We start from the raw sequence: 24,089 nt of genomic DNA, 5'->3' as shown, positions 1-24,089 counted from the left end.
CGACGACTGGGGATGCGCGCATCGTCGCCGCGCGCCGCCAGAGGCGATGCGAGCACGCGATGCGCCGTGCCGCGTCGGTCCCCGAATGGCCCAGCTTGAGGAATGAGCGCGCGCCGTCGTCGGCACGCCGTCGCGACGCCGTGCTACGTGAGCGCGCCCGCGGCCGCGAGGTCGGCGATCGCCTCCTCGGAATACCCCAGCACGTCGCGCAGCACCTCGAACGTGTGCTGCCCGATCAGCGGGCCGGCGCCCGTCGGACGCGCAGGCGTTCGGGAGAACACCGTAACGGCGCCGTCGAACTTCCGTCGACCGAAGCCGGCGTGGTCGAGCTCGAGGAAGAATCCGCGCGCGTCGAGCTGCGCGTCGCCGTGGAGCTCGCTCGCGCGGAGCACCGCATAGGCGGGCGTGCCCGCGGCGCGCAGCGCGGCCGCGAAGGCGTGCGCCTCCTCGCGCGCGCAGCGCGCCGCCAGGCGCTCGTCGATCTCCGCGCGTCGGCGCACGCGCTCGGTGCGCGCGTCGAGCGAGTCGCCGCCGAGCGCGGCGAGCTCGGGCACGACGGACCGGAGCGCCCGCCAGTGCGCAGACGTGCGGGCCTCGATCGCGACGTAGCGCTCGACGCCGCGCGTCGCGTACACGCCGTGCGGGCAGCCCCACTCCGCGTCGTGCGCGGCGCGGTCGAGCACGCGGCCGTTCACCGCGTGGTCGAGGACGGACGGCGCGAGGTAGTGGATGGCCGCCTCGATCTGCGAGACGTCGATGCACTGCCCCTCGCCCGTGCGATCGCGGTGGTGCAGCGCGGCGCCGAGCGCCGCGAGCGCGTACCGCGGCGAGATGAAGTCCGTGTACGCGCCCCACGGCGCGACGGGCGCGCGATCGGGCCAGCCCGTGATGCCGACGAGGCCGGCGAGCGCCGCGCCGTGCAGCCCGAAGCCGGTGTGCTTGCGCTCGGGCCCCGTCTGCCCGCGCATGCACGTGTAGAGCATGACGAGGCGCGGGTTGCGGCGGCGCAGCGTCTCGTAGTCGAGCCCGAGTCGCTCGGCCGTGCCGGGCGTGAAGTTCTCGACGACGACGTCCGCCCACTCCGCCATGCGGTGCGCGAGCGCGATGCCCTCGGGCTTCGCGAAGTCGACGGCGACGCCGAGCTTCGACTGGTTCATGTTCGCGGCCGCGTAGCCCGTCTTGATGCCCGGCGCGCCGATGAACGGGTGGATGAAGCGCAGCGTGTCGATGCGGGTCTCGGTCTCGACGCGCAGCACGGTGGCGCCGAGGTTCGCGAGATCCTTCGAGATGAGCGGGCCCGCGGCGATCCACGAGAAGTCGGCGACCTTGAGCCCCTCGAACAGCGAGCCGCGGGGCGCGCCGGCGACGTCGACCCGCGCGACGGGCGCGAGCGGCGCGCGCTCGGCGCGCTCGAGCAGCGCCTGGTCCTGACCGAGCTTCGGCGCGCCGCGGTCGTAGGCGATCGGCGTCGCGGCGAGTCGCGCGAACGGGCCGGGCAGCGGTGCGCCGTCGACGTCCACCCAGAAGTCGCGCGCGCGCAGCTGCGGGTCGGCGAGCAGGTCGGGCGCGAGGTTCACGGGCGCGATCAGCCACTTCTGCGCGACCGCCTGCGCGTGGATCTCGGCCTTCGTCATCGTGCGGATCTTCGCGAGCAGGGCCTGGACGCCGCGGTTCGCGTCCGCGACGGAGAGCTTCCCTTCCTGGATCTGCTGGATCCACGTCATCCAGTCGACGGCGGCGAGGTCGTCGTCGAGCTCGCCGTTGGCGGCGAGCCACTTCATCGCGGCGTCGAATCCGAACGCGCCCTGCGCGCCGAGCACGAGCGTCATCACGACGAAGCCGTCCCGGCACGGCTCGCACACCGGGAGCGAGAGCCCGGGCACCACGTCCATCGAGCCGCTGCGGCCCGCGCGATCGTCGCCGAACCCCGGCGGATCCTGGCCGAGCACCGAGTAGCCCGTGACGTTCATCAGGCTCCACACGACGGCGGCCTGCACGGAGCAGTCGAGGTGCTGTCCGCGTCCGGTGCGGTTGCGGTCGTAGAGCGCGAGGACGGCGTCGGCCGCCGCCTGCGTCGCGCCGAGGTGCGCGGTCTCCGGGAAGCCGACGGGCACGGGCGGGCGGTCGCCGTTGCCGGTCATGTTGAGCAGGCCGCCGGCGGCGGCGAGCGTGAGATCGGTCGCGGGCTCGCGCGCGCACGGGCCCGACTGGCCGAACGGCGTGATCGACACGTAGAGCAGCGACGGGTTGATCGCGAGGAGCTCGCTCGCGCCGAGCCCGAGGTCCTCCATCGCGCCCGGAGCGAACGACTCGAGCAGCATGTCGGCGCCGCGCACGAGCGCGAGGAAGCGCTCGCGGCCTGCGGCGTCGGCGAGGTCGAGCACGACACTGCGCTTGCCGCGCCCCCACGCGCGCCAGAAGAGCGACGCCTCGGGATCGCCCGCCGGCGGCTCGCACGCGCCGCCGACGAAGGGCGGCGCGAGGCGCGCGTCGCAGCCGCCGGGCGGCTCGATCTTCCAGACGTCGGCGCCGAGGTCGGCGAGCACGCGGCCCGTCGCCTCGCCGAGGGCAGTGGTCAGGTCGAGGACGCGGATCCCGTCGAGTGCGCGCGGCATGGCGCGGCAGTATAGGCGCGCGCACCCCTCGCCGTGTTCGTCGTATGCTCGCGGCCGCCGGCGCGCGGATCGCGCGCCGGCGCGCACCGCATCCGCCGGAGGATCCACGCCATGAGCGCCGCCCTGCCCGACGCCACGACCCCGACGCGCGAGGACCTCGCCGGCACGGCCATCACGTCCGTCGGCAACACGCAGGGAAGCCCCGTGCGCATCCCCGCTGCGCGCTACTGGTCGCCCGAGTTCGCGCGACTCGAGCACGAGCGCGTGTGGCCGCGCACGTGGCAGGTCGCCTGCAGCGTCGACCACGTCGCGCAGCCCGGCGACTACTACGAGTACGTGGTCGACGGCTATGCGGCGATCGTCGTCCGCGGTCGCGACGGCGTGCTGCGCGCGTTCCAGAACGCGTGCAAGCACCGGGGCAACGTGCTCTGCACCGGAACGGGCCAGGGGCTCCGCCACCTCCGCTGCCCCTACCACGGCTGGCTCTACGACCTGCGCGGCGAGCTGCAGGGCGTGCCGTCGCGCAAGGGGTTCGGCGAGAAGCTCGACCGCGCGTCGCTCTCGCTCTCGCCGGTCGCAGTCGACACCTGGGGCCCGCTCGTGTTCGTGAACTTCGACGCGGACGCGATGCCGCTCGCGGCCTACCTCGAGAAGATGCCGTCCGACGCCGCGTGGCTCGACGTCGACACGTTCCGCTGCGTCGCGACGATCACGACGCGCGCGCCCGCCAACTGGAAGCTCGTCGCCGACGGCTTCTCCGAGACCTATCACCTGCAGACGCTCCACCGCGAGATGCTGGGCTCGGTCGACGACGTCGACGCGCCGCAGGAGATCTGGGGCCACGCGGGCGTGTCGCGCCAGCTCTACGGCGTCCCGAGCCCGCGCCTCGCGCGCGCGAACGACCAGGTGGTCTGGGACTCCTTCATCGTGTCGCAGGGAGAGCGGATGGGCGTCACGAAGTCGTGCCCGGCGCCGCCCGTTCCGGAAGGGCAGACGATGATGGACGTGATCGCCGAGCGCATCCGCGCCCATCAGCGCGCGACGAAGGGCATCGACCTCTCGCGCTGGAGTGCGCGCGCGATCCTCGAGCTGCACCAGTACAACGTCTTCCCGAACCTGACCGTGCTCGTGAACGGCGACCTGCTGCAGGTGCTCGCCGCGCGGCCCGGCGACTCCCCCGACGACGCGATCCTGTTCGGGATGACGTTCGAGCGCGAGGCCGAGGGCGTGCCGCGGGCCCGCCCCTTCGACGTCGCGCTTCCGATGGCCGAGGCCGACTTCGGCTTCGTGCTGAACCAGGACGTCGAGGTGCTGAAGAACGCGCAGCGCGGCGTGCGGCAGCCGGGCTTCACGCACCTGAACCTGTCGTGCGAGGAGGCGCGCCTCATCAACACGCACCGCAACCTCGAGCGCTACATCGGGATCGAGCCGAGCGAGATCACGGGCGGCCCCGCCTAGCCGGCGCTACCGCGCGGCGTCGGCCCGCGCGTCGAGCGAGTCGAGGTCGTCGATCGCGGCGGTCATCCGCTCGATCATGCACAGCGACGCGGCTTCCGGCTGCATGTCGGGCAGATGCTCCGAGTGGCAGAGGGTCGGCGTCCACATCAGCAGCGCGTGCAGCATCTGCTGGCGGTAGTGCTTCCACGCGTCGTCGCGGTCGAACCGCTCGTGCGCCTCGCTCTCGAGCCGCTCCACGTGGCGCTCGACGAGCGCGCGCTCCCAGCGACGCCGGTCCTCGACGTCGAGCGCCGCGGACAGCACGTAGGCGACGTCGCGCGAGAAGTGGCCGCGCGAGGCGCACTGCCAGTCGCACAGGCCCATGCGGCCGTCGCGCGTCCGGTACCAGTTCCCGATGTGGACGTCCGAGTGCAGGAAGGTCGGCGTGCTGCGCTCGTGCACCGCGAGGGCCGCGAGCGACGCCGGCCAGACCTCGTCGCGCCGCGCGAGCAGGCGCGGCGGGATGAGGTCGGCGGCCTGCGTCAGCGCGAGGTCGGTGTAGTGGTCGATGCGCAGCTTCTCGATGCCGCCGCGGAACCAGCGGTCGTACGGCACCACCGCGCGGAAGGCGTCGGCGAAGCGCGGGTCGCCGTGGAAGTGGCCGTGGACGACCGCGAGCAGGTCGATCATCTGCTCGGCCATGTCGCGCGTGACGCGCGTCTCGTGGTTGCAGAAGGCCGCGCCGCGCGTCGCGCCGACGTCCTCGAGCAGGTGCAGCGCCGCGAACGACTGGCGATCGACGGACGAGTGGTAGGCGCGCGGGATCTCGAGGTCGAGCTCGGGGCGCAGCTGCGTGTAGAACAGGCCTTCGGTGCGCGCGTGGCCGGTGATGCCGGCGATCATGCGCGTCTGCACGTCCGGCAGCGACTTCGTGAAGAGCGTCGCGGGAAGGGCGCGCGCCTCGCCCGGCGGCTCCCACTCGAGGTGCACGCGATGGCGGGCGTGCGTGCCCGCGCTCACGTCCTCGACCCGGAAGGCCGCGACGCGCGCCGGGCCGCGCACGTCCGCGAGCACGTCGTTCAGCCACTCGACCGTGATGGCGTCGACGCTCGGCAGCACGTCGCCCGCGCGCCGCGCCTTCGGCCGCGCGCGCACCTGCTCCTCGAACAGCCGCGTCACGCGGCTCGCGATCTCCTCGTGCGTCGTCGCGCTGCTCGTCATCGCCCCTCCACCGGGATCCGCTGGATGCCGCGCACGATCGACGGCCACGTCTCGGGGCTCGACGGATACGGCGCGTACAACGTGATGCGGTCGCACCCGCCGCGACACCGCTCGCGCGCGAGGTCGGGGATCTCGTCGGGTGTGCCGACGAGGCAGATCTCGCGCAGCAGCTCGTCGGGCAGGAGCGCGGACATCTCCGCCCAGCGGCCCTCCTTCGACATCCGGTTGAGCCGCGGCCCGAGGTCGTCGAACCCGTGCTGCTCGAGCACGCAGTAGTAGGCGGGCGTCGAGCCGTAGAAGGCGAGCAGCCGGCGCGCCGCGCCCTCGGCCACGGCGCGCTCGCGCGCGTCGCGCCCGGTGACGGTCAGGAGCATCGCGGGCATGTCGAAGTCCGCGAGCGTGCGCCCGCTGGCCGAGAGCCCCTCGCGCAGCGCGGGGAGCTGCACCTCGCGCACGAAGGCGCTCGTGGTGAACGGGTGGCCGTAGAGCCCGTCCGCCACCTCGCCGGCCACGCGCACCATCTGCGGACCGAGCGCGCCGACGACGACGCGCGGAGGCGGAACGTCGATCGGGCCGGGGTCGAACAGCGGGTTCATCAGCGAGTGCGTGTAGAGCTCGCCGCGGAAGCGCAGCGGCTCGCCCGTCTGCCACGCGTGCCAGATCGCGCGCAGCGCGAGCACGAACTCGCGCATCTGTCGCGCCGGGCCGTGCCAGGGCATCCCGAAGCGCTTCTCGACGTGCGCGCGCACCTGCGAGCCGAGCCCGAGGACGAGCCGCCCGCCCGAGAGCTTCTGCAGGTTCCAGGCGGGAAGCGCCATCGTCATCGGCGTGCGCGCGAACGCGATCGCCACGGCCGTGACGAGCTCGATGCGCTCGCTGTGCTCGGCGGCGAGGAGCAGCGTGAAGAACGGGTCGATCGACGTGTCGAGCGTGAACAGCCCGTCGAAGCCCTGCTGCTCGAGCAGGCGGGCCCGCGCGGGCACGCTCGACAGGTCGCTCTCGTAGAGCGAGAGGTCGTCGCGGCCCGGGAAGATCGCGCCGTCGACCTTCACGCGCCCCCCGCGCCCGATGCTAGGCCGGCCGTCGCTCGTTCAGCTCGAGCGCGTTCTCGCGCAGGATGCGGCGCTTCTTCGCGGCGTCGAACTTCGAGATCTCGCCGACGTAGTCGAGCGGCTCGGGCATGCCCTCGATGTGCGGCCAGTCCGAGCCGAAGATCACGCGGTCGGCACCCATGAAGGACTCGACCTCGTACGGGTCGTCCTCCCAGAACGGGTTGATCCAGACGTGCTGCCGGAACAGCTCGCCCGGGTCCTCCTTGTAGTAGCCGGTGACCGCGAGGCGGTCGCGCGACTGCCGGAGCTTGCGGAACAGGTCGGGCAGGAACTCGGCGCCGTTCTCGACCGACGCGATGCGCAGGTTCGGGAAGCGCTCGAAGAGGCGCTCGTAGCAGAGCGTGACCAGGAAGTCGTACGCGGCGCGCTCGATGTTGAAGTGCTTGATGTTGGGCGAGATCGCGCTCGCGGCACCGACCGACGTGAAGCCGTCCCGCACGTAGCCGTGCGTCGTGTAGCCCGAGTCGCCGGCGTGGATCACGACCGTGATGCCGGCCTCGTTCACACGCGCCCAGAAGGGGTCGAACGTCGGGCTCGACGGCGAGAGCGTCCCGTCGTGCGCCGTCACGACCGCCGCGGGCCGCATCGCCACCACGCGCGCGTCCTGCGCGAGCGCCCACTCGAGCTCCTCGCAGGCGAAGTCGACGTCGCACAGCGTGATGTAGGGCGCCCCGAAGATCTTGCCCTTGTAGTTGCAGCCCCAGTCCTCGTCGACCCACCGGTTGAAGGCGCGGAACAGCACCTTCACCGCCTCGGTGTCGTGCTTGAGGAGCTCCTCGTAGAGCACGCCGAGCGTCGGGAAGAGCCACATGCCCTCGAGGCCCTGCTCCTCGAGCTTCGCGACGCGCGCGTCGCGATCCATGTAGTAGTCGGGGAGCGGCTCGCGCTCGCCCATCAGCGTCTTCGGGTCCTTCTTGTCGGGGTTGCCGCGCAGGTAGTCGGCGATCGCGCCCGGCTTCGCGATCGGGTTCCACGTCGGGTTCGCGACCGCACGCGAGAGCCGACCGCCGACGAGGTGGTGCTTGCGTCCTTCGATCTCGCACCACTGCACGCAGCGCGGCTGCATGGCCTTCGGCACGTGCCGCGTGAACGCGTCGTGCGCCTCGTAGTAGTGGTTGTCCGCGTCGAAGGGCTTGTAGCCGAGGTCGCTCATGGGTGCGGTCCTTCCTGTCGTGCCGGTGCTGACGTCGGTCGGGCGTGGGGCGGGGTCGGCGATGCGCGGAGGGGCCCGGGGCCCCTCCGCGCGGATGCGTCTCCCGCGGCGCGCATGGTACGCCCGCGCGTCGCGCGGCGACAACGCCCCGGCGTGCGGGAGCTAGCGGGAGCGCGGGCGCCGTCGGCGGCCGCCCGAGCGCCCCGGCGCGCCGCCCGCGCGGCGAGCGCCTCCGGCTCCGGGCCGCGCGCCCCCGCGCCCGCCGCCGCCGCGGTGCGGCTCGCGCTCGGGCATCGCCGCCTCGAGCTCGAAGCCCTCGACCGCGCCGCGCGCGATCGGCGCGCCGATCAGGCGCTCGGTCGCGCGCACCCAGGCCGCGTCCTCGCGCGTCACGAAGGTGGCCGCGGTGCCCTCCCGCTCCGCGCGGCCGGTGCGGCCGATGCGGTGGAGGTAGGCCTCGGGCGTCGTCGGGACGTCGAAGTTGATCACGTGCGACACGCCGGTCACGTCGATGCCGCGCGCCGCGATGTCGGTCGCGACGAGCACGTCGAACTGGCCCCCGCGGAAGCCGCGCATCGCCCGCTCGCGCTGCGACTGCGACATGTTCCCCTGCAGCGCGACGGCGCGGCGACCGCCGGCCTCGAGCTGCTGCGCGAGGCGCCGCGCGCGGTGCTTGGTGCGCGTGAACACGATCACCGACTCGCAGCCGTCCGCGTCGAGCATCCGGTCGAGCAGCGCGCGCTTGCGATCCTCGGCGACGGGATAGAGCGCGTGCTCGATCGTCGACGCCGGGGACGCGCTCGCGAGCTCCACCACGTGCGGGCGGTGCAGCACCTCGTCGGCCAGCTTGCGGACGTCCTTCGGCATCGTCGCCGAGAAGAGCAGGTTCTGACGCTCGCGCGGGAGCGCGGCCAGGATGCGCCGCACGTCCGGCAGGAAGCCCATGTCGAACATGTGGTCGGCCTCGTCGAGCACGAGGATCTCGACCTCGTCGAGGTGCAGTGCGCCGCGCTGCACGAGATCGAGGACGCGGCCCGGGCAGCCGACGACGACCTGCGGGCCGTCGCGCAGCGCGCGGATCTGGACCGACGGCGCGACGCCGCCGAACACGGTCGCCGTCCTCAGCTTCGTGAACTTCGCGAGCGTGCGGAACTCGCCGTCGATCTGCGCCGCGAGCTCGCGCGTCGGCGCGAGCACGAGGGCGAGCGGCCGGCCCGGGCGCTCGTCGACGAGCGCATCGAGGATCGGGATCGCGAAGGCCGCGGTCTTGCCCGTCCCCGTCTGCGCGAGGCCGAGCACGTCGCTCCCGTCGAGCGCCGCGGGGATGGTCTGGAGCTGGATCGGGCGCGGCTCGGCGTAGCCGGCCGCGCGCACGCCGCGGGCGATCCGCGGCTCGAGATCGAAGGCGTCGAAGCCACTCGGCGACGACGGGCTCGCGGCGCCGTGTGCGCGCGAGCCGGAATGGATCGGAACGGAAGGTGTGGCAGTAGCCATTCTTGGAAACGGTGCTCCACGGCCCGCACGCGCGAGTCTCTCGCGCGCGGCACGGCCGCGACGTTCTTGCCCCGACAACAGCGAAGGGAAAGAAGGAGTGTTGGGCGACGCGACCCTGGGGAGGGGCCGGCGAGAGCCGGCGCGCGGGTCCTGTTGTTCGCCTCGCGCGAGCCCCATCGGCTCGCGGACGGCGGGGGTATAGCGCGGATCCGGCGGCGCGCTCGCCCGCGCGCGCTCCGCGACAGGGCCGCGCACGCTCCGCGACGGGGCCGCGCGCGCTCCGCGACAGGGCCGCGCGCGCTCGGGGCGGGTCGGCGGGAGCGGCGCGAGGCGGCTCCGCGGGTGCGCGCGATGCGGCCCGCCCGCGTCGCGCGCGGCCGCATCGCGCCGCCCGGCATGGCGGGCGGGCCGCTCGGCCCCCGCCCCGCGCGCGGCGTGCGCCCTCCCCGTCTCCTCGCGTGATAGGCTCCATCCCGCTGCCTTGGCTCGCGCAGTTGCGAGTCGCGTCGGCCCGCGGCGGGACGAGCGCCTCCGCGCCGCGGCACGGCCACGCGACGCGGCCGCGAGGCGCGATCACGCGCCGCAATGGCGGGGGGAGGTGCCGGTGCTCGATGGATGGCGCTCTCGGCGGCCGCGGCCGGCCGCCGCCCCGCACGGGTCGCGCGGCCGCGCGGCCGTGGGCCTCGCGGCGCTCGTCGCGGCCGCGTTCGCGGGCTGCGCGACGGGGGGAGCCGAGCCCCGCTCGGCCTGCCTGCGGCTCGACGCGGATGCCGACCTCAACCTCTACAACGAGCAGTCGCACCCCGTCACCGTCTTCGTGTTCCCGCTGTCGAGCAGCGCGGTGTTCGAGGAGACGCCCGTCGACGACCTGCTCGCCGGTGTCGAGGGCACGGGCATGCTGTCGCGCCCCGCGCAGCTCGCGCTCGGCCCGGGCGAGCAGGGACGCAGGTTCGAGAAGCTCTTCCCCGGCGAGACGCAGCACCTCGGCGTGATCGCCGACTACTACCGCGCGCCCGGCGATCCGGAGGGCTCGCGCCGCCAGGTGGTGCCCGCGCGCTGCTCGTTCTTCTTCACGCCGCGCCTGCACCTCACCGCGCGCGACCTCTACCTCGACTGAGTCGCGCGGAGAGCGACGGACTCGGGAGCTCGACATGGCGCCGCTGCGACACCACTCCGTGGCCTGGACCGAGGGCATGTTCCTGCGCCCTCACCACTTCCAGCATCACGACCTGTTCCTGCTCGAGCGGATGCGGCGGCACGCGAGCGCGATCGATCCGTTCCACTGGGGCGTCGTGCAGGTGGAGGTGAACGAGGAGGCGCTGTCGGCCCACCGCGTCGAGCTGCTGCGGCTCGAGGCGATCCTGCCGGACGGGACGTTCGTGTCGTATCCGGGCGCCGCGTCGCTGCCCGCGCGCGAGTTCGACGCGACCGCCGAGCGCACGACCGTCTACCTCGCGCTTCCGCGCGTCGCGACGAACGAGCCGAGCGTGCAGACGCCGGGCGCCGCGCGGCGCGACGCGCGCTTCGAGCTCGTCGAGAGCGAGCTGCCCGACCTCGCGCGCGGCGGCGCGGGCGAGCCCGTCGAGCAGCTGCGCCCGAGCCTGCGGCTCCTGCTGTCGGGCGAGGAGTCCGAGCTCGAGCGCCACGACGCGTTCCGGCTCTGCGACGTCGTCGCGACCGGCGAGATCGCGCGGCCCTTCGCGCTCGCGCCCGAGGTCGGCCCGCCGCTCGTCGCCGTGCAGGCGTGGGCGCCGCTGCACGACCGCATCCAGGAGGTCGTCTCGCAGATCGCCGCGAAGGCGCGCGTCGTCGCGGCCCGCACCGCGGGCACGGGCGTCGGCGACCTGCCGCGGCTGTGGATGCGCTACACGCTCGCGCGCCTCGCGCCGCTGCTGCGCCACGTGCTCTCGACCGGGCACACGCGGCCCTACGAGCTCTACACCGTGCTCGTCGAGGCGGCCGGCGCGCTCGCCGCCTTCCACGCGGACGAGCCGGCCGAGCTGCCCGTCTACGCCCACGACGACCCGGTGCGCTGCTTCGGCGCGCTGCTCGACTTCGTCGAGGCGCGCCTCTCGTCGGCCGTGCCCACGAGCTACGAGGCGCTCGCGATGCCGTACGACGCGGAGAAGAAGGTCTACCTCACGACCGACCTCAACACCGATCGCGTCGACCCGCACCACCAGTTCTACCTCGGCGTGAAGGCGAGCCTCGAGCGCAAGGAGCTCGTCGACCGCGTGCTCGCCGCGAAGCTCGGCGCGCTCGGCGACGTGCGCGTCGCCCTGCTGCTCTCGAAGGACACGCTGCCGATCGAGCACATGGCGTCGGCGCCGCTCGAGATCGCGGCGACGCCGGGCTTCGAGTACTTCCGCCTCGATGCGCACCACGAGAACTGGAAGCGCGTGCGCGACGACTTCGACTTCGCGCTGAGCCTGCCGAAGGTGGAGAGCGCCGACGTGCGCCTCTACGTCGTGACCGGCGGAAGCTGAGGCGTGGCCGCGCCCCTCGGCCGCATCGCGTGCGACTTCGTCTCGGCCGTCGTGCTGTTCGCGTCGGCGCCGGAGGCGACGCGCCCCGCGCCGTCCGCGCTGCGCGCGCAGCTCACCGCGCTGCTCGAGCAGCTCGCGAGCCGCGCGTCCGCCGAGGGCCTCGACGCCGCGCAGGTCGAGGCCGCGCGCTTCGCGCTCGTCGCGTTCGCGGACGAGTTGGTGCTGCTGACGGCGTGGGCCGGGCACGACGCGTGGGCGCAGGAGCCGCTGCAGCAGCAGCTCTTCCGCACCCAGCGCGCCGGCAACGAGTTCTACGAGCGACTCGCCCTGCTGCGCCCCGACGAGAGCGACGCACGCGAGGTCTTCGCGCTCTGCCTCGCGTTCGGCTTCCAGGGCCAGTGGGCGGGCCACGACGCGCAGCGCCAGGAGATCCTCCGCCACCAGCTCGAGCAGCTGCGCGTCGCCGGGCGCGCCGTCGACGCGAGCGCGGTGACGCCGCTCGCGCCCGCGGCCTACGAGGTCGAGGTCGACCTGCGCCCGGCGCGCGGCGGCGCCGTCGCGCGCATCGGTGCGGGCTGGGCGGCCGCGGCGGTCGGGCTCTTCGCACTGCTCTGGGGCGTGCTGCGCTGGGTCGCGAGCGGCGTCGCGCTGCCGGCGGGCGGCTGACGATGCCGAAGGCCCCGGCGTGGCTGAAGGCCGTCGCCCAGCCGAAGGTCGCGATCCCGCTCGTCTGCGTGCTCGCGGTCGTGCTGCTCGGCGTCGCCGGCTACCTGCTGATCGGCGACTGGCTCGTCGCCGTGGTCGTCGCGCTCTTCCTCACGCTCGCCGCGCTGCTCGTCGCGTTCTGGCGCACGGTCTTCGCGCGCGAGCGCGCGGACCGGCTCGGGCGCGGCATCGACGATCGCGACGGCGGCGACGCGCCGGCGCCCGCCGCGGGAACGGCCGAGGCGCGCGTCCACGAGGCGGTCGCGCGCGCGGTCGACGACATCCGCTCGTCGCGCATCGGCGAGGCGGGCGCGGCCGAGCTGCCGTGGCTGCTCGTCGTCGGCGAGCCCGGCAGCGGGAAGAGCGCGCTGCTCGGCGCCAGCGGCCTCGACCTCCCGGCCAAGTTCGCGCACGGGCGCGGCCGCGGCCCGACCGCGACGTGCGAGTGGTGGCTCGCGAACCAGGCCGTCGCGATCGACACGGCCGGCCGCTACCTGCTCGGCGACGACGAGGAAGCGGCGCGCGAGTGGCGCGCGCTGCTGCGCCTCGTGCGGCGGCAGCGCTCGTCCGTCCCCATCAACGGCATCGTGCTCGCCGTGTCGGCGACGTCGCTGCTCTCGCGCTCGGCCGGCGAGCTCGAGCAGCTCGCGCTCGCGACGCGGCGACGCCTGAACGAGATCGAGGACACGCTGCACGTCGGCGCGCCCGTGTACGTGGTCGTCACGAAGTGCGACGCGATCGAGGGCTTCGTCGAGACGGCGGGCCACCTGCCCGGCGCGCGGCTCGCCGAGGCGCTCGGCTTCACGAACGACGAGCGCGAGCTCGCGCACCCGCGCGAGACGGTCGCGCGCGGCCTCGCGCCGCTCGTCGCGCGCTTCGAGACGCTCGTGCCCGGGCTCGTCGCGCGCGAGCCCGACGCCGCGCGGCGCCGCCGCCTGTACGCCTTTCCGCAGGAGCTCGCGGCGGTCGCCGACGCCGTCACCGACTTCGTCGCCGCCGCGTTCGCGCCGTCGTCGTACGACGAGATGCCCTTCCTGCGCGGCGTCTACCTCACGAGCGCGCGCCGCGAGGGCACGACGCTCTCCCCGCAGCTGCAGCGGCTCGGCCACGCGTGGGCGCAGCACGACGTCGCCGGGAGCTTCGGCGAGGGCGGCCTGTTCACGCGCGACCTGTTCTCGGACGAGATCGTGCTCGGCGACGAGGCGCTCGCCCTGCCCCTCGACTCCACGAGCCCGCGCGGCCGCCGCCTCCTCCATGCGCTCGCCGCGACCGTGTTCGTGCTGCTCGCGGCCTGGTGGGGCGTGTCGTTCACCGAGAACCTCGGCGCGCTGCGCGAGCTCTCGCGCACGGCGCGGCTCGCGGCCGCCGGCTCCTCGAACGTCGAGCTGCTCGACGAGCTGCGCGCCGCGATCGCGGGCGCGGAGGGCGAGCGCACCGTGCTGCAGACGGGCGGGCTCGGCGCGAACCTCGACGCCGGTCTCGCGCGCGCGCGCACGACGTTCCTCTGGGCCTTCGGCCGCGAGTTCGAGGCGCCGGCGAAGGCGCGCCTTCGCGGCGGCGTGCGCGGCGCGGACGACGGCGCGTTCGAGGCGCTCGCGAGCCTCGCGCAGGACGTCGCGTGGCTGCACGCGGGCGCCGTCGCGAGCGCGGACGCGCCCGAGCCGCGCATCGCCGCCTACGCGCCGGTCGCGACGTCGGGCCGCGACGCCTTCGACCGATGTTATGCGGCGTTCGCCGGGTGGATCGCGCCCGAGGAGCGCAAGGAGCGCGCGCGCAGCGAGTCGGAGCTCGTCTCCGAGACCGCGCGCGAGCTGCTCGACATCGAGCGCTTCAACGGGTGGGCCGAGCGCACGAAGCTCTACCCCGCGGTGACGTACGCCGCGCTCGGCGTGCCCGCCGGCGAGGACGCGCCCGCCGTCAGCGGGCCGTACACGCGCCGCGGCTGGGAGGGCATCGTCTCGACGCTCGTCCGCGCCGTCGACGCGACGGGCTCCTCCACCGAGCGCGTCGCGGCGTTCCGGCGCGCCTACGTCACCGGCTACGACGAGCGCTGGCGCCGCTTCCTCCACGCGACGCCGATGCCGCCGCGCGCCGAGGCGAACGTGAAGGGCTCGGGCTACGTGCGCCTCGTCGACGCCATCCACGAGAACACGGCGGTGGCGCTGCCGCGCGACGGCGCGCCGCCCGCGTGGATCGACGTCGTCGCGGCCGTGCACCGCACGGAGCCGGCCGACGAGGAGGAAGCGCAGGCGCCCTGGCCCGGCTACCTCGCGCTGCTCGAGCAGGTCGGCGCCGAGGTCGCGAGCGCGTCGGAGAACCCGGCGCTCGCGCTCGACCTCGCGCGCGCGATGGCGCAGCCGGGCGAGACCTCCTTCCGCAAGGCGCTGCTCGCCGTGCGCGACCTCGTGCCCGCGACGGGCGACGCCGCATCGGCCGCGAAGCTGCGCTCCATCCTGTCGATGCCCGTGCTCGACGGCGCCTCGCACGTGCTCGCGTCGTCGCTGCGCGGCCTCGAGCCCGCCTGGCGCGCCCGCATCGCCGATCGCTTCGACCGCGGGCAGCTCGACACGCAGGGCATGCTCGAGCTGTACGGCCGCGGCGGCGCGCTCGCGAAGTTCCTCGACGACGACCTCGGCCTCTTCTGGGGCGATCAGGGCGCGATCCCCGTGATCGCCGATCGCGCAGTCCCCTTCGGCGCCGACGCCGCGGCCTGGCTCGACCGCGCCGGGACGATCGTGCGGATGCTCGAGACGGGCGCGCGCGTGCCAGTGGTGATGGAGGGCATCCCCGCGACGACGACGCGCGGAAGCGTCAAGGTCGCGCGGCGCGAGCTGCGGCTCACGTGCAGCGACCCGCAGCCGGCCTTCGTGTACACGGAGGGCGGGCGCCGCCCGCACCGCTTCCTGTGGTCGCCCGACTGCAATGCGCTCGAGCTGCGCGTCGTCGGCCTCGACGCGAACAACGACGAGGTCGAGCTGCGGCCGCGCCTGCGCTACGCAGGCCCCTTCGCGTTCCCCGACTTCCTGAACGAGGCGCGTCCGGTGTCGCGCGACCGCTACCGGTGGCGCCTCGACTACCCGGAGTCGGGCGCGTCGATCGAGCTCGAGTACGTGGCGCAGGGCGCGCAGACGCTCCGCGCCCTGCAGCACCGTCCGCCCCCCTCCTCACTAGGAAGCCCTCCGCGATGACTCTCCCGCCCTCGAACGCGCGCGCTCGCCGCCTCCGCCGTCTCGCCCTCGCCGTCGCGGCGTGCGCCGCCGCGACCGCCGCGGGGTGTGCGCAGATGCAGGCCTGGATGGCGGTCGTCGAGTCCTGGATGCCGAAGCCGAGCATCATCACCGGCGGCGGCGACGCGCCCGGCGAGCCCGGCTGCCCGGCGCTCGCGCTCGGCCACTACGCGAGCGAGTCGCTCTGCGCCGACGGCGGCTGTCCCGCCTGCTATGCGATCGCGCTCGACCGCGCGGGCGATCTGCGCGTCGACGTCGTCGCCCCTGCCGAGCTCGCACCGCTTCGCGTCGACGTCGTCGACGAGAGCGGTGCGACGCGGGCGTCGGGCGAGTGGTCGCGGCGGAGCACGACCAAGCTCCTCCACGAGCGCCTCGCGGCCGGACGTTATGCGCTGCGCGTCGCGGCCGCGGACGGCGCGGCCGAGCGCGGCGACTGGGACATCAAGGCCACGATCGAGCCGCTGTCGCCCGATCGCGCGGTGCGCCGCCCGACGACGACGCCGCCGCCGACGACGACGACACCCCCGACGCCCGTTCCCGAGGCCGCACCGTCCGAGGCCGCCGCCGACACACCGCCGGCGTGCGACCCCGCGTCGCGCCTCCTGCTGCTCGCGGTCGAGCGCGACGCAGCGGGCGCGCTCGTGCTCGAGCTCAACCAGGGGAGCAGCGACGGCATCGAGGTGGGCGCCATCGCGCACGTGCTCCGCGGCGACGCGCTGCTCGGCCGCGCGCGCGTGACGGACGTGCTCCCGTCGGGCAGCCGCGCGCGTCTCGTCTCCTCGGCCGCCGCCGACGTCGGCGCGGGCGGCGTCGACGAGCTCGACGTCTGCTTGCGGCTCCGCTAGCGCGCGCCTCCGATGTCGATGCGCCTCGTCGAGCTTCGCGACGGCAAGCGACGCGGCGCGACGACGCTGCGCGGCGAGATGCGCATCGGGCGCGACGCGGCCTGCGACCTCGCCTGCGACTACGCGCGCGTGTCGCGCATCCACGCCGTGCTCCGCCCGCGCGACGACGGCCGCTACACGGTCTACGACGCGGGCAGCAGCAACGGCACGAAGCTCAACGGCACGCCGCTCGGCGCGGAGCCCGTGCTGCTGCACGAGGGCGACCGCCTCGAGCTCGCGGACGAGGTGGTGTTCGTGCTCGAGGCCGCGCCGTCGGGCGCGTCGCCGCGCGCGATCGCCGTCGGCGCGGGCGCGGCGCTCGCCGTCGCGCTGCTCGCCGCGCTCGTGGCGCTGCTCGTCGGGCGCACCGGCGACGACCCGGTGCTCGACGCGGCGCGCGCGCTCGCGCGCGAGGCCGTCGCGGCCTCGGAGGCCGGCGACGCCGAGGCCGTGAAGACGAAGCTCCGCCACGCAGCGGGGCTGCTCTTCAAGGAGGGCTACCTCGACGACGTCCCGCGCCACGACGCGCTGCGCGTCGGCATCGAGCGCATCGCCGACGGCATGGACGGCGCGCCGCCGCTGTTCGCGCTGTTCGAGCGCGCGCTCGCGGAGGACGCGGGAACGCGCACGCCCGCGGCGCGCGGCGACGACCCGCAGGCCCGGGCGACGTCGACGTCGACGTCGGCGTCGGCCGCCGCGCCTCGCCCCTCCGCGGCGCGCGGCGCGCCGGCCTCCGCGCGCTGCGCGCTCGACCGCGTCGATGCGCCCGGCCTCGACGGCTGCATCGACGAGTGGGTCCGCGTCGTGCTCGGCGAGCTCCGCCAGGACCCGGACGGCTACCCGAGCCGCCTCCCGTCGCAGATCGCGCGTCGCATGAGCGTCGAGTACGGCGTGCTCGAGCGCGCGCTCGAGCGCGGGCGGCCCATCGTTCCCATGCTGCGCCGCGAGCTCGAGGCCGCGCGCATGCCCGCCCTGCTCCACTACCTCGCGCTGATCGAGAGCAGCTACGTGACGACGGCCGGCAGCCACGCGGGCGCCGTCGGGCTGTGGCAGTTCATGCCCGCGACGGCGCGGCACTACGGCCTTCGCGTCGACGCGCAGATCGACGAGCGGCTCGACCCCGGGAAGTCGACGCGCGCCGCGGCGCACTACCTGCAGGACCTCGCCTTCGAGTTCAGCGGCAGCGCCCTGCTGCTCGCGCTCGCCGGCTACAACTACGGCGAGAACGGCGTGCAGCGCGCGCTCAAGAAGCTCGACGACCCGTTCAGCGAGCGCTCGTACTGGACGCTCGTCGATCGCTCGCTGATTCCCGAGGAGACCCGCCTCTACGTGACGCGCTTCCTGACCGCCGCGGTCGCGGGCGAGGGCGGCCTTCCGCGCGCCGAGACGCTCGAAGCTGCCGGCTACCGTCCGGTGCGCCGCTGAGCGCCTGCGCACGGCCGCAAGGCGGGGGCCGAACGGCCCGGGACCGCTACCGAAATCGCGGACTTGCGCGGGCTGCGTGGTATGGTGGGCCGTCCTGCCGGAGCACCGGATGCGGGCCGCGCGCGCGCCACGAACGCGGCCGACCGCGCGCCCGGACGCGCCGACGGAGCCCGTGTCCGCACCCCGAACGAGGAGCGAGGAGCGCGCCGCCGTGGGACTTCGCGACTGGATCGATCGCCTGAAGGGCGAGCCCCGCCCGCAGCGCGGGCGGCGCGGCGCGCGCACGCGCCCGCGCGAGCGCAGCGATCCGACGGTCCAGATGCGCGCGGTCGACCTGCCCGCTCCCGCCTCCCCCCCGCCCGCAGCCCCTCCTTCCGCACCCGTCGCGCCTCCGCCGATCGCACCGCCCGCCGTCGCTCCCGCCGCGCGCCCGGCGGCGCCGGCCCCCGCTATGCCGCCCGCACCGCGCCCGCCCGCCGCGGGTGGCAACACGAGCGCGGCCGAGACCGAGTACCACCGCATCCCGACGCTCGGCGGCAGCGTGTGCGGCGTGCTCGTCGGCATCGAGGGCGAAGAGGAGGGCGAGCTCTACGCGCTGCGCGACGGGCGCAACAAGCTCGGACGCGGCGAGCAGTGCGACGTCGTGTTCCGCAGCCAGAGCCTCAAGTTCTCGCGCGAGCACGCGGAGATCGTGCACGACCACGGCCTCTTCGTGATCGCCTCGCTCGCCGAGCAGAACCCGACGTTCGTGAACGGCGAGCCGGTCGACGGGAGCGAGCTGAAGGACGGCGACGCGGTGCGCCTCGGACGCTCGACGTTCCGCTTCCGCACCATCGAAGGGTCATGAGCGCGCACGGCCTCCCGCGCGCGCTTCCGGCGCTCGCGCTCGCGATCGTCGCGAGCGCCATCGCGCGCGCCGCCGACGACGGCGCGTTCGCGCTGCGCAAGGTCGAGCGCCTCTTCCTCGACGACGTCGTGCCCGCGCCGGACGGCGCGCGCACGGTCGAGCTCTACCTGCGCGCGGAGACGTCGATCGGCGAGCCGGTCGACGACCTGCGGCCCGTCGACATCGAGATCGTCGACGCGGGCGAGCGCATCGCGGCCGACGACCTCGAGCTGCGCGCGCTCGGAGCCACGACCCACGGCGTCGCCTGCGCGCTCGCGATCGACGTCAGCGCGTCGATCGACGCGGACGCGTTCGCGCGGGCGCGCACGGGGGCGCTCGACCTCCTCGACGACCTCGGCGAGTTCGACCGCGTCGCGGTCGTCGCCTTCGGCGACGAGGTCGAGGACGTCGCGAGCTTCGACGCGCCGCGCGCCGACGCGCGCGCGGCGCTCGAGCAGCTCGCGCAGCGCGCGGGCCCTTCGGGCCCGGCGGAGCGGAAGCGGCTCTTCGACGCGCTCGAGCACGCGCTCGGCGCCGTGCGCGCGCGCCGCGACCTGCCCCGCCGCAGCTTCCTCGTCGTGTTCTCGGACGGTGCCGACGTCGGCAGCGCGGCCACCGCCGACGTCGTCGCCGAGCTCGCCCACGGCTCCGCCGGCGACGCGCGCACGCCGATCTTCGCGATCGGCCTCGGCAGCGGCAGCGCGGCCGACCTCTCCGCCCTGCGCCACGTCGCGAAGCGCACGCAGGCGTCGTTCTTCCAGGCGTCGTCGAGCGTCTACCTGCCGGACTTCTTCGCGAGCGTGCTGCGCCAGATGAAGCAGAGCTACGTGGTGCGCTACCCGGCCGACCTCGACGGCGCGGCGCACGAGGTCGTGGTGCGCGTCGAGGGGCAGAGCGCGACGCGCGTCGCGTCGTATCCCGAAGTGGGCGGGCCGTGGTGGCCGTGGGCGGTCGGCGTCGCGCTGGCGGGCGGAGGCATCGGCGCGTTCGCGTGGGCGAAGGGCTCGGCGAGCCAGCTGCGGATCGAGAGCGGCCCGCGCAAGGGCGAGCGCCTCCCGCTGCGCGCGCGCACGACGCGCATCGGCGCGCTCGCGGACAACGACCTCGTGCTCGAGTCGCCCGCCGTGAGCCGCTACCACGCGCGCATCTACCGCCGCGGACGGTCGCTCGAGATCGAGGACTGCGCGTCGAGCAACGGAACGCTCGTGAACGGCAACCGCGTGAAGACGGCGACGCTGCGCCCGGGCGACCGTATCCGCATCGCGGACATCGAGCTGCGGGTGGAGGCGTGACGGTGGCGGGCGCCGCGCGACACGAGACGGCTTCGCTCACCGACGTCGGGAGCGTGCGCGCGCACAACGAGGACTGGTGCGGCGAGTTCACGCGCGGCGACGGCGCGCATCTGCTCGTGCTCGCCGACGGCATGGGCGGCCACGCGGGCGGCGCGACGGCGAGCCACCTCGTCGTCGAGACCGTCGGCGCCGAGTTCGCGCGCTCCGAGGCGCCGCCGCCGCAGCTGCTCGAGGACGCGCTCCGCGCGGCGAACGAGGCCGTGCAGCGCGCCGCCGACGCCGATCCTTCGCTGCGCGGCATGGGCGCGACGAGCGTCGCCCTGCTGCTCGCCGCGAACGGCGGCGCCTTCGTCGCGCACGTCGGCGACAGCCGCGCCTATCGACTGCGCGCGGGCCGCCTCGAGGCGCTGACCGAGGACCACTCCGTCGTCGCCGAGCTCGTGCGCCGCGGCCTGCTCGACCCCGCCGACGCCGCGCACCACCCGCGCCGCAACGAGATCCTGCGCTCGGTCGGCGTCGAGCCGAAGGTGCTCGTCGACGTGCGCGCCGTCGACACAGTGCCGGGCGACCGGCTGCTCCTGTGCAGCGACGGGCTCTGCGGCTGCGTCGACGACGACGCGATCGCGCCCGCGCTCGCGGCCGGCTCGCCCGCGCAGGCGGCGCGCGCGCTCGTCGCGCTCGCGAACGCGAACGGCGGCCCGGACAACGTCACCGTGCAGGTCGTCGCGATCGCCGGCGCCGAGCGCGCCGCGAGCCGCGCCGACGCGAGCACGGACGAGATCGAGGTGCCGCCGTTGCCGCGCACCACCGCCGCGCCGCGCGTCGACCCGCGCGTGCGCAGCATCGCCGCCGCGACGACGGTCGTCACGGTGCTGCTCGTGCTCGCGACGGCCTGGCTCCTCTGGCAGGGATGACCCCGATGGACCCCCGATCCCTCTCGCGCATCGGCCGCTACGACGTCGTCCGCTACGTCGACGAAGGCGCGTTCGCGTGGGTCTTCGAGGTGCGCGACCTCGACCCCGTGTTCGCAGGCCGCCGCCTCGCGCTCAAGATGCTGAAGCCCGAGGCCGCGCGCGGCGACGAGTTCCAGCGGTTCAAGAACGAGGCCGCCTGGCTCGCGCGCATCGAGCACCCGAACGTCGTCGCGATCTACGACTTCGGGCAGGACGACGAGACGGGCAACTACTACTACGCGATGAGCTTCGTCGACGGGCCGACGCTCAAGATGCGGCTCAAGGAGCGCGGGCCGCTCGGCGTCGACGAGGCGCTGCGGCTCTTCGACGGGCTGCTCGACGGCCTCGAGGCGCTGCACGCCAACCAGATCGTGCACCGCGACATCAAGCCCGCGAACGTGCTGCTCGACAGCCGCGGCATCGCGCGCCTCGGCGACCTCGGCATCGCGCGCGAGCAGACGGCGAGCAGCCAGACGCGCACGGGCGTCGCCGTCGGCACGGCGCTCTACATGTCGCCCGAGCAGGCGCGCGGCCGCCCCGTCGACGCGCGCAGCGACCTGTTCTCGCTCGCGCTCACGCTCTACGAGGCGCTCACCGGCAACGTCGTGTACGACCACGTCGAGTCGATCGACTCGACGAGCGGCATGGAGGTGCTGATGTACATCGGCAGCCTCGTCATGAACCGCTCCGAGTTCGACGTCCGCTTCCCGAAGGAGGCGGGCGTGCCGCGCGCCGTCCAGGACGTGCTGCGGCGCGCGCTGCGCATCGCGCCCGACGATCGCTATGCGAGCGCCGCCGAGATGCGCGCCGCGCTGCGCGAGGCCGCGGCGCCCGCACCCGTCGCGCAGCCGCGCCACGCGGGGCCGCCGCCGTGGGCGATCGCGGCGGCACTGGTCCTGCTGCTCGCGCTCGCCGGCGGCGCCTATGCGCTCTTCCGCTCGCGCGAGCTCGCATCGCTGCGCGAGGCGGCGGCGGAGGCGCGCGAGACGACCCGCGCGCACCGCGAGCGCGCGCTCGCCGCCGTGCGCGCCGCGGCCGACCTCGGCCCCGACGCGGCGATCGGCGCCGCGGCGCTCGGGCCCGTCGTCGAGCGCGCCGAGCTCCTCGTCTCGAAGGCGACCGACGACCTCATGCGCGGCGAGCAGACGCTCGAAGCCGGCGCCGCCGAGGGCGACGCGCAGAAGCTCTCGTTCGCGCAGCAGCGCTTCGCGGACGCGCGGGCCGCGCTCGACGACGCGTGCGAGATCGTCGCCGACGAAGCGCTCGCCGCGCAGACCGAGGCGTCGCTCGCGCGCGCGCGCGAGGCGGGCGCGCGGCTCGTCGAGGCCGGCGCGCCCGAGGTCGCGGGCGACGCGTGGACGGCGCTGAGCGACGACATCGCGAAGCTCGGTCAGGCGCCGACGGCCGCCGGCTGCGCGCTCGCCGACGCGCGCGCCGCCCGCGCCGCGCGCGGAGCGAGCGCACTCGCCACCGCCGCGGAGCTCGAGCGCGGACTCCCCGCGGCGTGGGAGCGCGCCGCGAACGAAGCCCACGCGAGCGCGCGCGCCGCGGACGAGGCCGCCGACGGGCCGGGCCTCGACGACGCCACCTACCTGCGCGCCTACCGCACCGCGAAGCTCGGCCTCGTGCGCGGCGAACGCGCGCAGCGCGCGGGCGACTTCCGCGCGGCGCGCGGCCTCTTCGCGACCGCGAGCGCCGACTTCGAGAACGCCGCCGCGATCGCCGCCGCCGCGCGGCCGAAGCTGCGCGCCGAACGCGCCATCGAGGCGCTGCGCGAGCGCGGCGGCGACGCGGGGCGCGCGCCGTTCCTGCTCGCCGAGGGCAACGAGGCGATGGGCGCCGAGGACTGGCCGCGCGCCGCCGGGCTCTTCGCGCAGGCGGCCGACGAGCTCGAGCGCGCGCTCGGCGCGGAGGCGGGCGGCGCCGGCGGTCGCGAGGGCGCCACCGCGCCCTGACGACGGACGCGCGGCGCGCGGCCTCGAACCCGACACGCGCTCGACGCGCGGCCCGACGCGCGCCGCGCGAGGCCGCACGCGCGCTCGGCGCGCGGCTCACGCGGGGTCGTCGACCTCCCAGCCCGGATCGTCCGCTTCCTCGTCGCCGTCGTCCGCGTCGTCCGCGGGCTCGTCGTCCGCCGCGGCATCCGCGGCGTCTTCGTCCGCCGCGTCGGCGGCGGCGCCCGCGCCCTCGTCGAGCCACGGCAGCTCGACGTCCACGCTCACGACGTCCGAGGTGTGGGCGCCGATCGCGGCCACGAAGTGATAGCGGTCGCGGCGCGCGACCGGGCGGAAGGCGCGCAGGACGTCGACGTTGAAGTGGGCGGTGACGCGCTCGCCCGCGACCACGTCGTCGTCGAACAGCACGGCGTCGGCGGCGACGCGGTGCGGCTGCGACACGCGGTCCGCCTCGGGCGTCATCACGATCGCGATGCGGCGCAGCACGTCGACGGGCCGGTCGAGGCCTTCGGGCAGCGCGATGCGCACGACGCCGCGCAGCGGCCACGTGCGCGCGTCGCGCGACGCCACGACCCCGTCGGTCGCGAGCGCGATGCCGAGCGCGCCGTCGTCGAGCCGCGGGCTCGTCGGCGCGGCGCGGAAGTGCGGGAGGCGTTCCGCGGTGCGCGCGTCCGCGTCCGCGCGGTCGCTCACTCCTCGCCCTCCGGCACGACCTCGACCGAGCACGTGTTCGACTTCATGTCGTCGAGCAGCGCGGTGACGTGGTAGCGCCCGGCGCGCGCCGGGAGCGCCGCGAACTCGAGCAGATCCGGGTTGTAGAACTTCGTGAGCGTGACGGCGGCGAGCGCGTCGTCGCTGCGCTCGGGGCGCTGCGCGGGCCGGCGCGTGCGGTCGCGCCAGACGCGGCCCGCGAAGACGCTCTCGCCGGCGTCGTCGACGACGACGACGTTCACCGCCTCGAACACGCTGTCGTAGCCGCGCAGCTCGAGGCCGCTCATCTGCACGGCCATGCACAGCGGCAGCCGCGCGTCGGGCTCGAACGCGCCGCCCGCGACGGGCAGCACCGCGCGCGCCGGCATGCGGATGCGCAGCCCGCGCTCGTCGTCGTCGAACACGGGAGAGCACTCCGCCTCGCGGAAGCTCCCGACATCGACCGCCTCGAAGGCCGCCGCGTCCTCGACCGGATCCGTTCCGCTCATCGCTCCCTCCCCTCCCGCGGCGTCTCCCGCGCCCACACCCGCACT

General features: G+C 75.1%; 18 protein-coding genes. 11 read left to right on the top strand and 7 right to left on the bottom strand.

Annotated features, from left to right (window positions below):
- Positions 1-143: 143 nt before the first annotated feature.
- On the bottom strand, positions 144-2,615 hold the full coding sequence (locus R3E88_16035) for a CoA transferase (GenBank protein ID MEZ4217997.1): 2,472 nt from the start codon (positions 2,613-2,615) through the stop codon (positions 144-146).
- Positions 2,616-2,726: 111 nt separating this feature from the next.
- Between R3E88_16035 and R3E88_16030 the strand changes: the two genes are divergently transcribed.
- Positions 2,727-4,073, top strand: a complete 1,347-nt coding sequence (locus R3E88_16030; GenBank protein MEZ4217996.1) for an aromatic ring-hydroxylating dioxygenase subunit alpha — start codon at positions 2,727-2,729, stop codon at positions 4,071-4,073.
- Positions 4,074-4,079: 6 nt separating this feature from the next.
- On the opposite strand, the gene R3E88_16025 is transcribed toward R3E88_16030, so the two are convergent.
- The 4 genes from R3E88_16025 to R3E88_16010 form a co-directional block, all read right to left on the bottom strand.
- Entirely contained in the window at positions 4,080-5,273 is a 1,194-nt protein-coding gene (locus R3E88_16025) for a hypothetical protein (protein ID MEZ4217995.1), read from the bottom strand.
- Positions 5,270-6,325 carry a TIGR03617 family F420-dependent LLM class oxidoreductase gene (locus tag R3E88_16020; GenBank protein MEZ4217994.1) on the bottom strand — a complete coding sequence of 352 codons (1,056 nt, stop codon included), beginning with the start codon at positions 6,323-6,325 and terminating at the stop codon, positions 5,270-5,272. The genes R3E88_16025 and R3E88_16020 overlap by 4 nt, the downstream gene beginning before the upstream one ends.
- Positions 6,326-6,344: 19 nt before the next feature.
- A complete protein-coding gene (locus R3E88_16015) occupies positions 6,345-7,538 on the bottom strand; it encodes an amidohydrolase family protein (GenBank protein MEZ4217993.1) in 1,194 nt (397 codons plus the stop codon).
- A gap of 162 nt (positions 7,539-7,700) precedes the next feature.
- Positions 7,701-9,032, bottom strand: coding sequence for a DEAD/DEAH box helicase (locus R3E88_16010; protein ID MEZ4217992.1), 1,332 nt, complete (start codon positions 9,030-9,032; stop codon positions 7,701-7,703).
- Positions 9,033-9,708: 676 nt separating this feature from the next.
- Between R3E88_16010 and tssJ the strand changes: the two genes are divergently transcribed.
- The 10 genes from tssJ (at position 9,709) to R3E88_15960 (ending at position 22,845) form a co-directional block, all read left to right on the top strand.
- Positions 9,709-10,149 carry a type VI secretion system lipoprotein TssJ gene (gene tssJ / locus R3E88_16005; GenBank protein ID MEZ4217991.1) on the top strand — a complete coding sequence of 147 codons (441 nt, stop codon included), beginning with the start codon at positions 9,709-9,711 and terminating at the stop codon, positions 10,147-10,149.
- 34 nt (positions 10,150-10,183) lie between these two features.
- Positions 10,184-11,518: a type VI secretion system baseplate subunit TssK gene (tssK, locus tag R3E88_16000; GenBank protein MEZ4217990.1), complete on the top strand. Its 1,335-nt coding sequence runs from the start codon at positions 10,184-10,186 to the stop codon at positions 11,516-11,518.
- Positions 11,519-11,521: 3 nt separating this feature from the next.
- Complete coding sequence (locus tag R3E88_15995) at positions 11,522-12,184, top strand: DotU family type IV/VI secretion system protein (GenBank protein ID MEZ4217989.1); 663 nt, start codon at positions 11,522-11,524, stop codon at positions 12,182-12,184.
- A gap of 2 nt (positions 12,185-12,186) precedes the next feature.
- The gene (locus tag R3E88_15990; protein MEZ4217988.1) at positions 12,187-15,411 is read left to right on the top strand and encodes a type VI secretion protein IcmF/TssM N-terminal domain-containing protein; all 3,225 of its coding nucleotides are present in this window, start codon (positions 12,187-12,189) and stop codon (positions 15,409-15,411) included.
- Complete coding sequence (locus tag R3E88_15985) at positions 15,408-16,295, top strand: hypothetical protein (GenBank protein MEZ4217987.1); 888 nt, start codon at positions 15,408-15,410, stop codon at positions 16,293-16,295. Before R3E88_15990 ends, R3E88_15985 begins: the two co-directional genes overlap by 4 nt.
- 12 nt (positions 16,296-16,307) lie before the next feature.
- The gene (locus tag R3E88_15980; GenBank protein ID MEZ4217986.1) at positions 16,308-17,759 is read left to right on the top strand and encodes a transglycosylase SLT domain-containing protein; all 1,452 of its coding nucleotides are present in this window, start codon (positions 16,308-16,310) and stop codon (positions 17,757-17,759) included.
- Positions 17,760-17,970: 211 nt separating this feature from the next.
- Positions 17,971-18,606 (top strand): FHA domain-containing protein, encoded by a 636-nt coding sequence (locus R3E88_15975; protein ID MEZ4217985.1) that lies wholly within the window; start codon positions 17,971-17,973, stop codon positions 18,604-18,606.
- Complete coding sequence (locus R3E88_15970) at positions 18,603-19,937, top strand: FHA domain-containing protein (GenBank protein MEZ4217984.1); 1,335 nt, start codon at positions 18,603-18,605, stop codon at positions 19,935-19,937. Before R3E88_15975 ends, R3E88_15970 begins: the two co-directional genes overlap by 4 nt.
- Before the next feature lie 2 nt (positions 19,938-19,939).
- A complete protein-coding gene (locus tag R3E88_15965; GenBank protein MEZ4217983.1) occupies positions 19,940-20,851 on the top strand; it encodes a Stp1/IreP family PP2C-type Ser/Thr phosphatase in 912 nt (303 codons plus the stop codon).
- A gap of 5 nt (positions 20,852-20,856) precedes the next feature.
- The gene (locus tag R3E88_15960; GenBank protein MEZ4217982.1) at positions 20,857-22,845 is read left to right on the top strand and encodes a serine/threonine-protein kinase; all 1,989 of its coding nucleotides are present in this window, start codon (positions 20,857-20,859) and stop codon (positions 22,843-22,845) included.
- 96 nt (positions 22,846-22,941) lie between these two features.
- Here the strand turns inward: R3E88_15960 and R3E88_15955 are convergent, their stop codons facing one another.
- On the bottom strand, positions 22,942-23,538 hold the full coding sequence (locus R3E88_15955) for a hypothetical protein (GenBank protein MEZ4217981.1): 597 nt from the start codon (positions 23,536-23,538) through the stop codon (positions 22,942-22,944).
- Complete coding sequence (locus tag R3E88_15950) at positions 23,535-24,044, bottom strand: hypothetical protein (GenBank protein ID MEZ4217980.1); 510 nt, start codon at positions 24,042-24,044, stop codon at positions 23,535-23,537. Before R3E88_15950 ends, R3E88_15955 begins: the two co-directional genes overlap by 4 nt.
- Positions 24,045-24,089: the final 45 nt, after the last annotated feature.

The organism is Myxococcota bacterium (genome assembly GCA_041389495.1).
Classification (GTDB): Bacteria; Myxococcota_A; UBA9160; order UBA9160; family UBA4427; genus JAWKRT01.
Note: the sequence above shows the minus strand (reverse complement) of the source record. Positions and strands in the feature narration are given on the sequence as shown.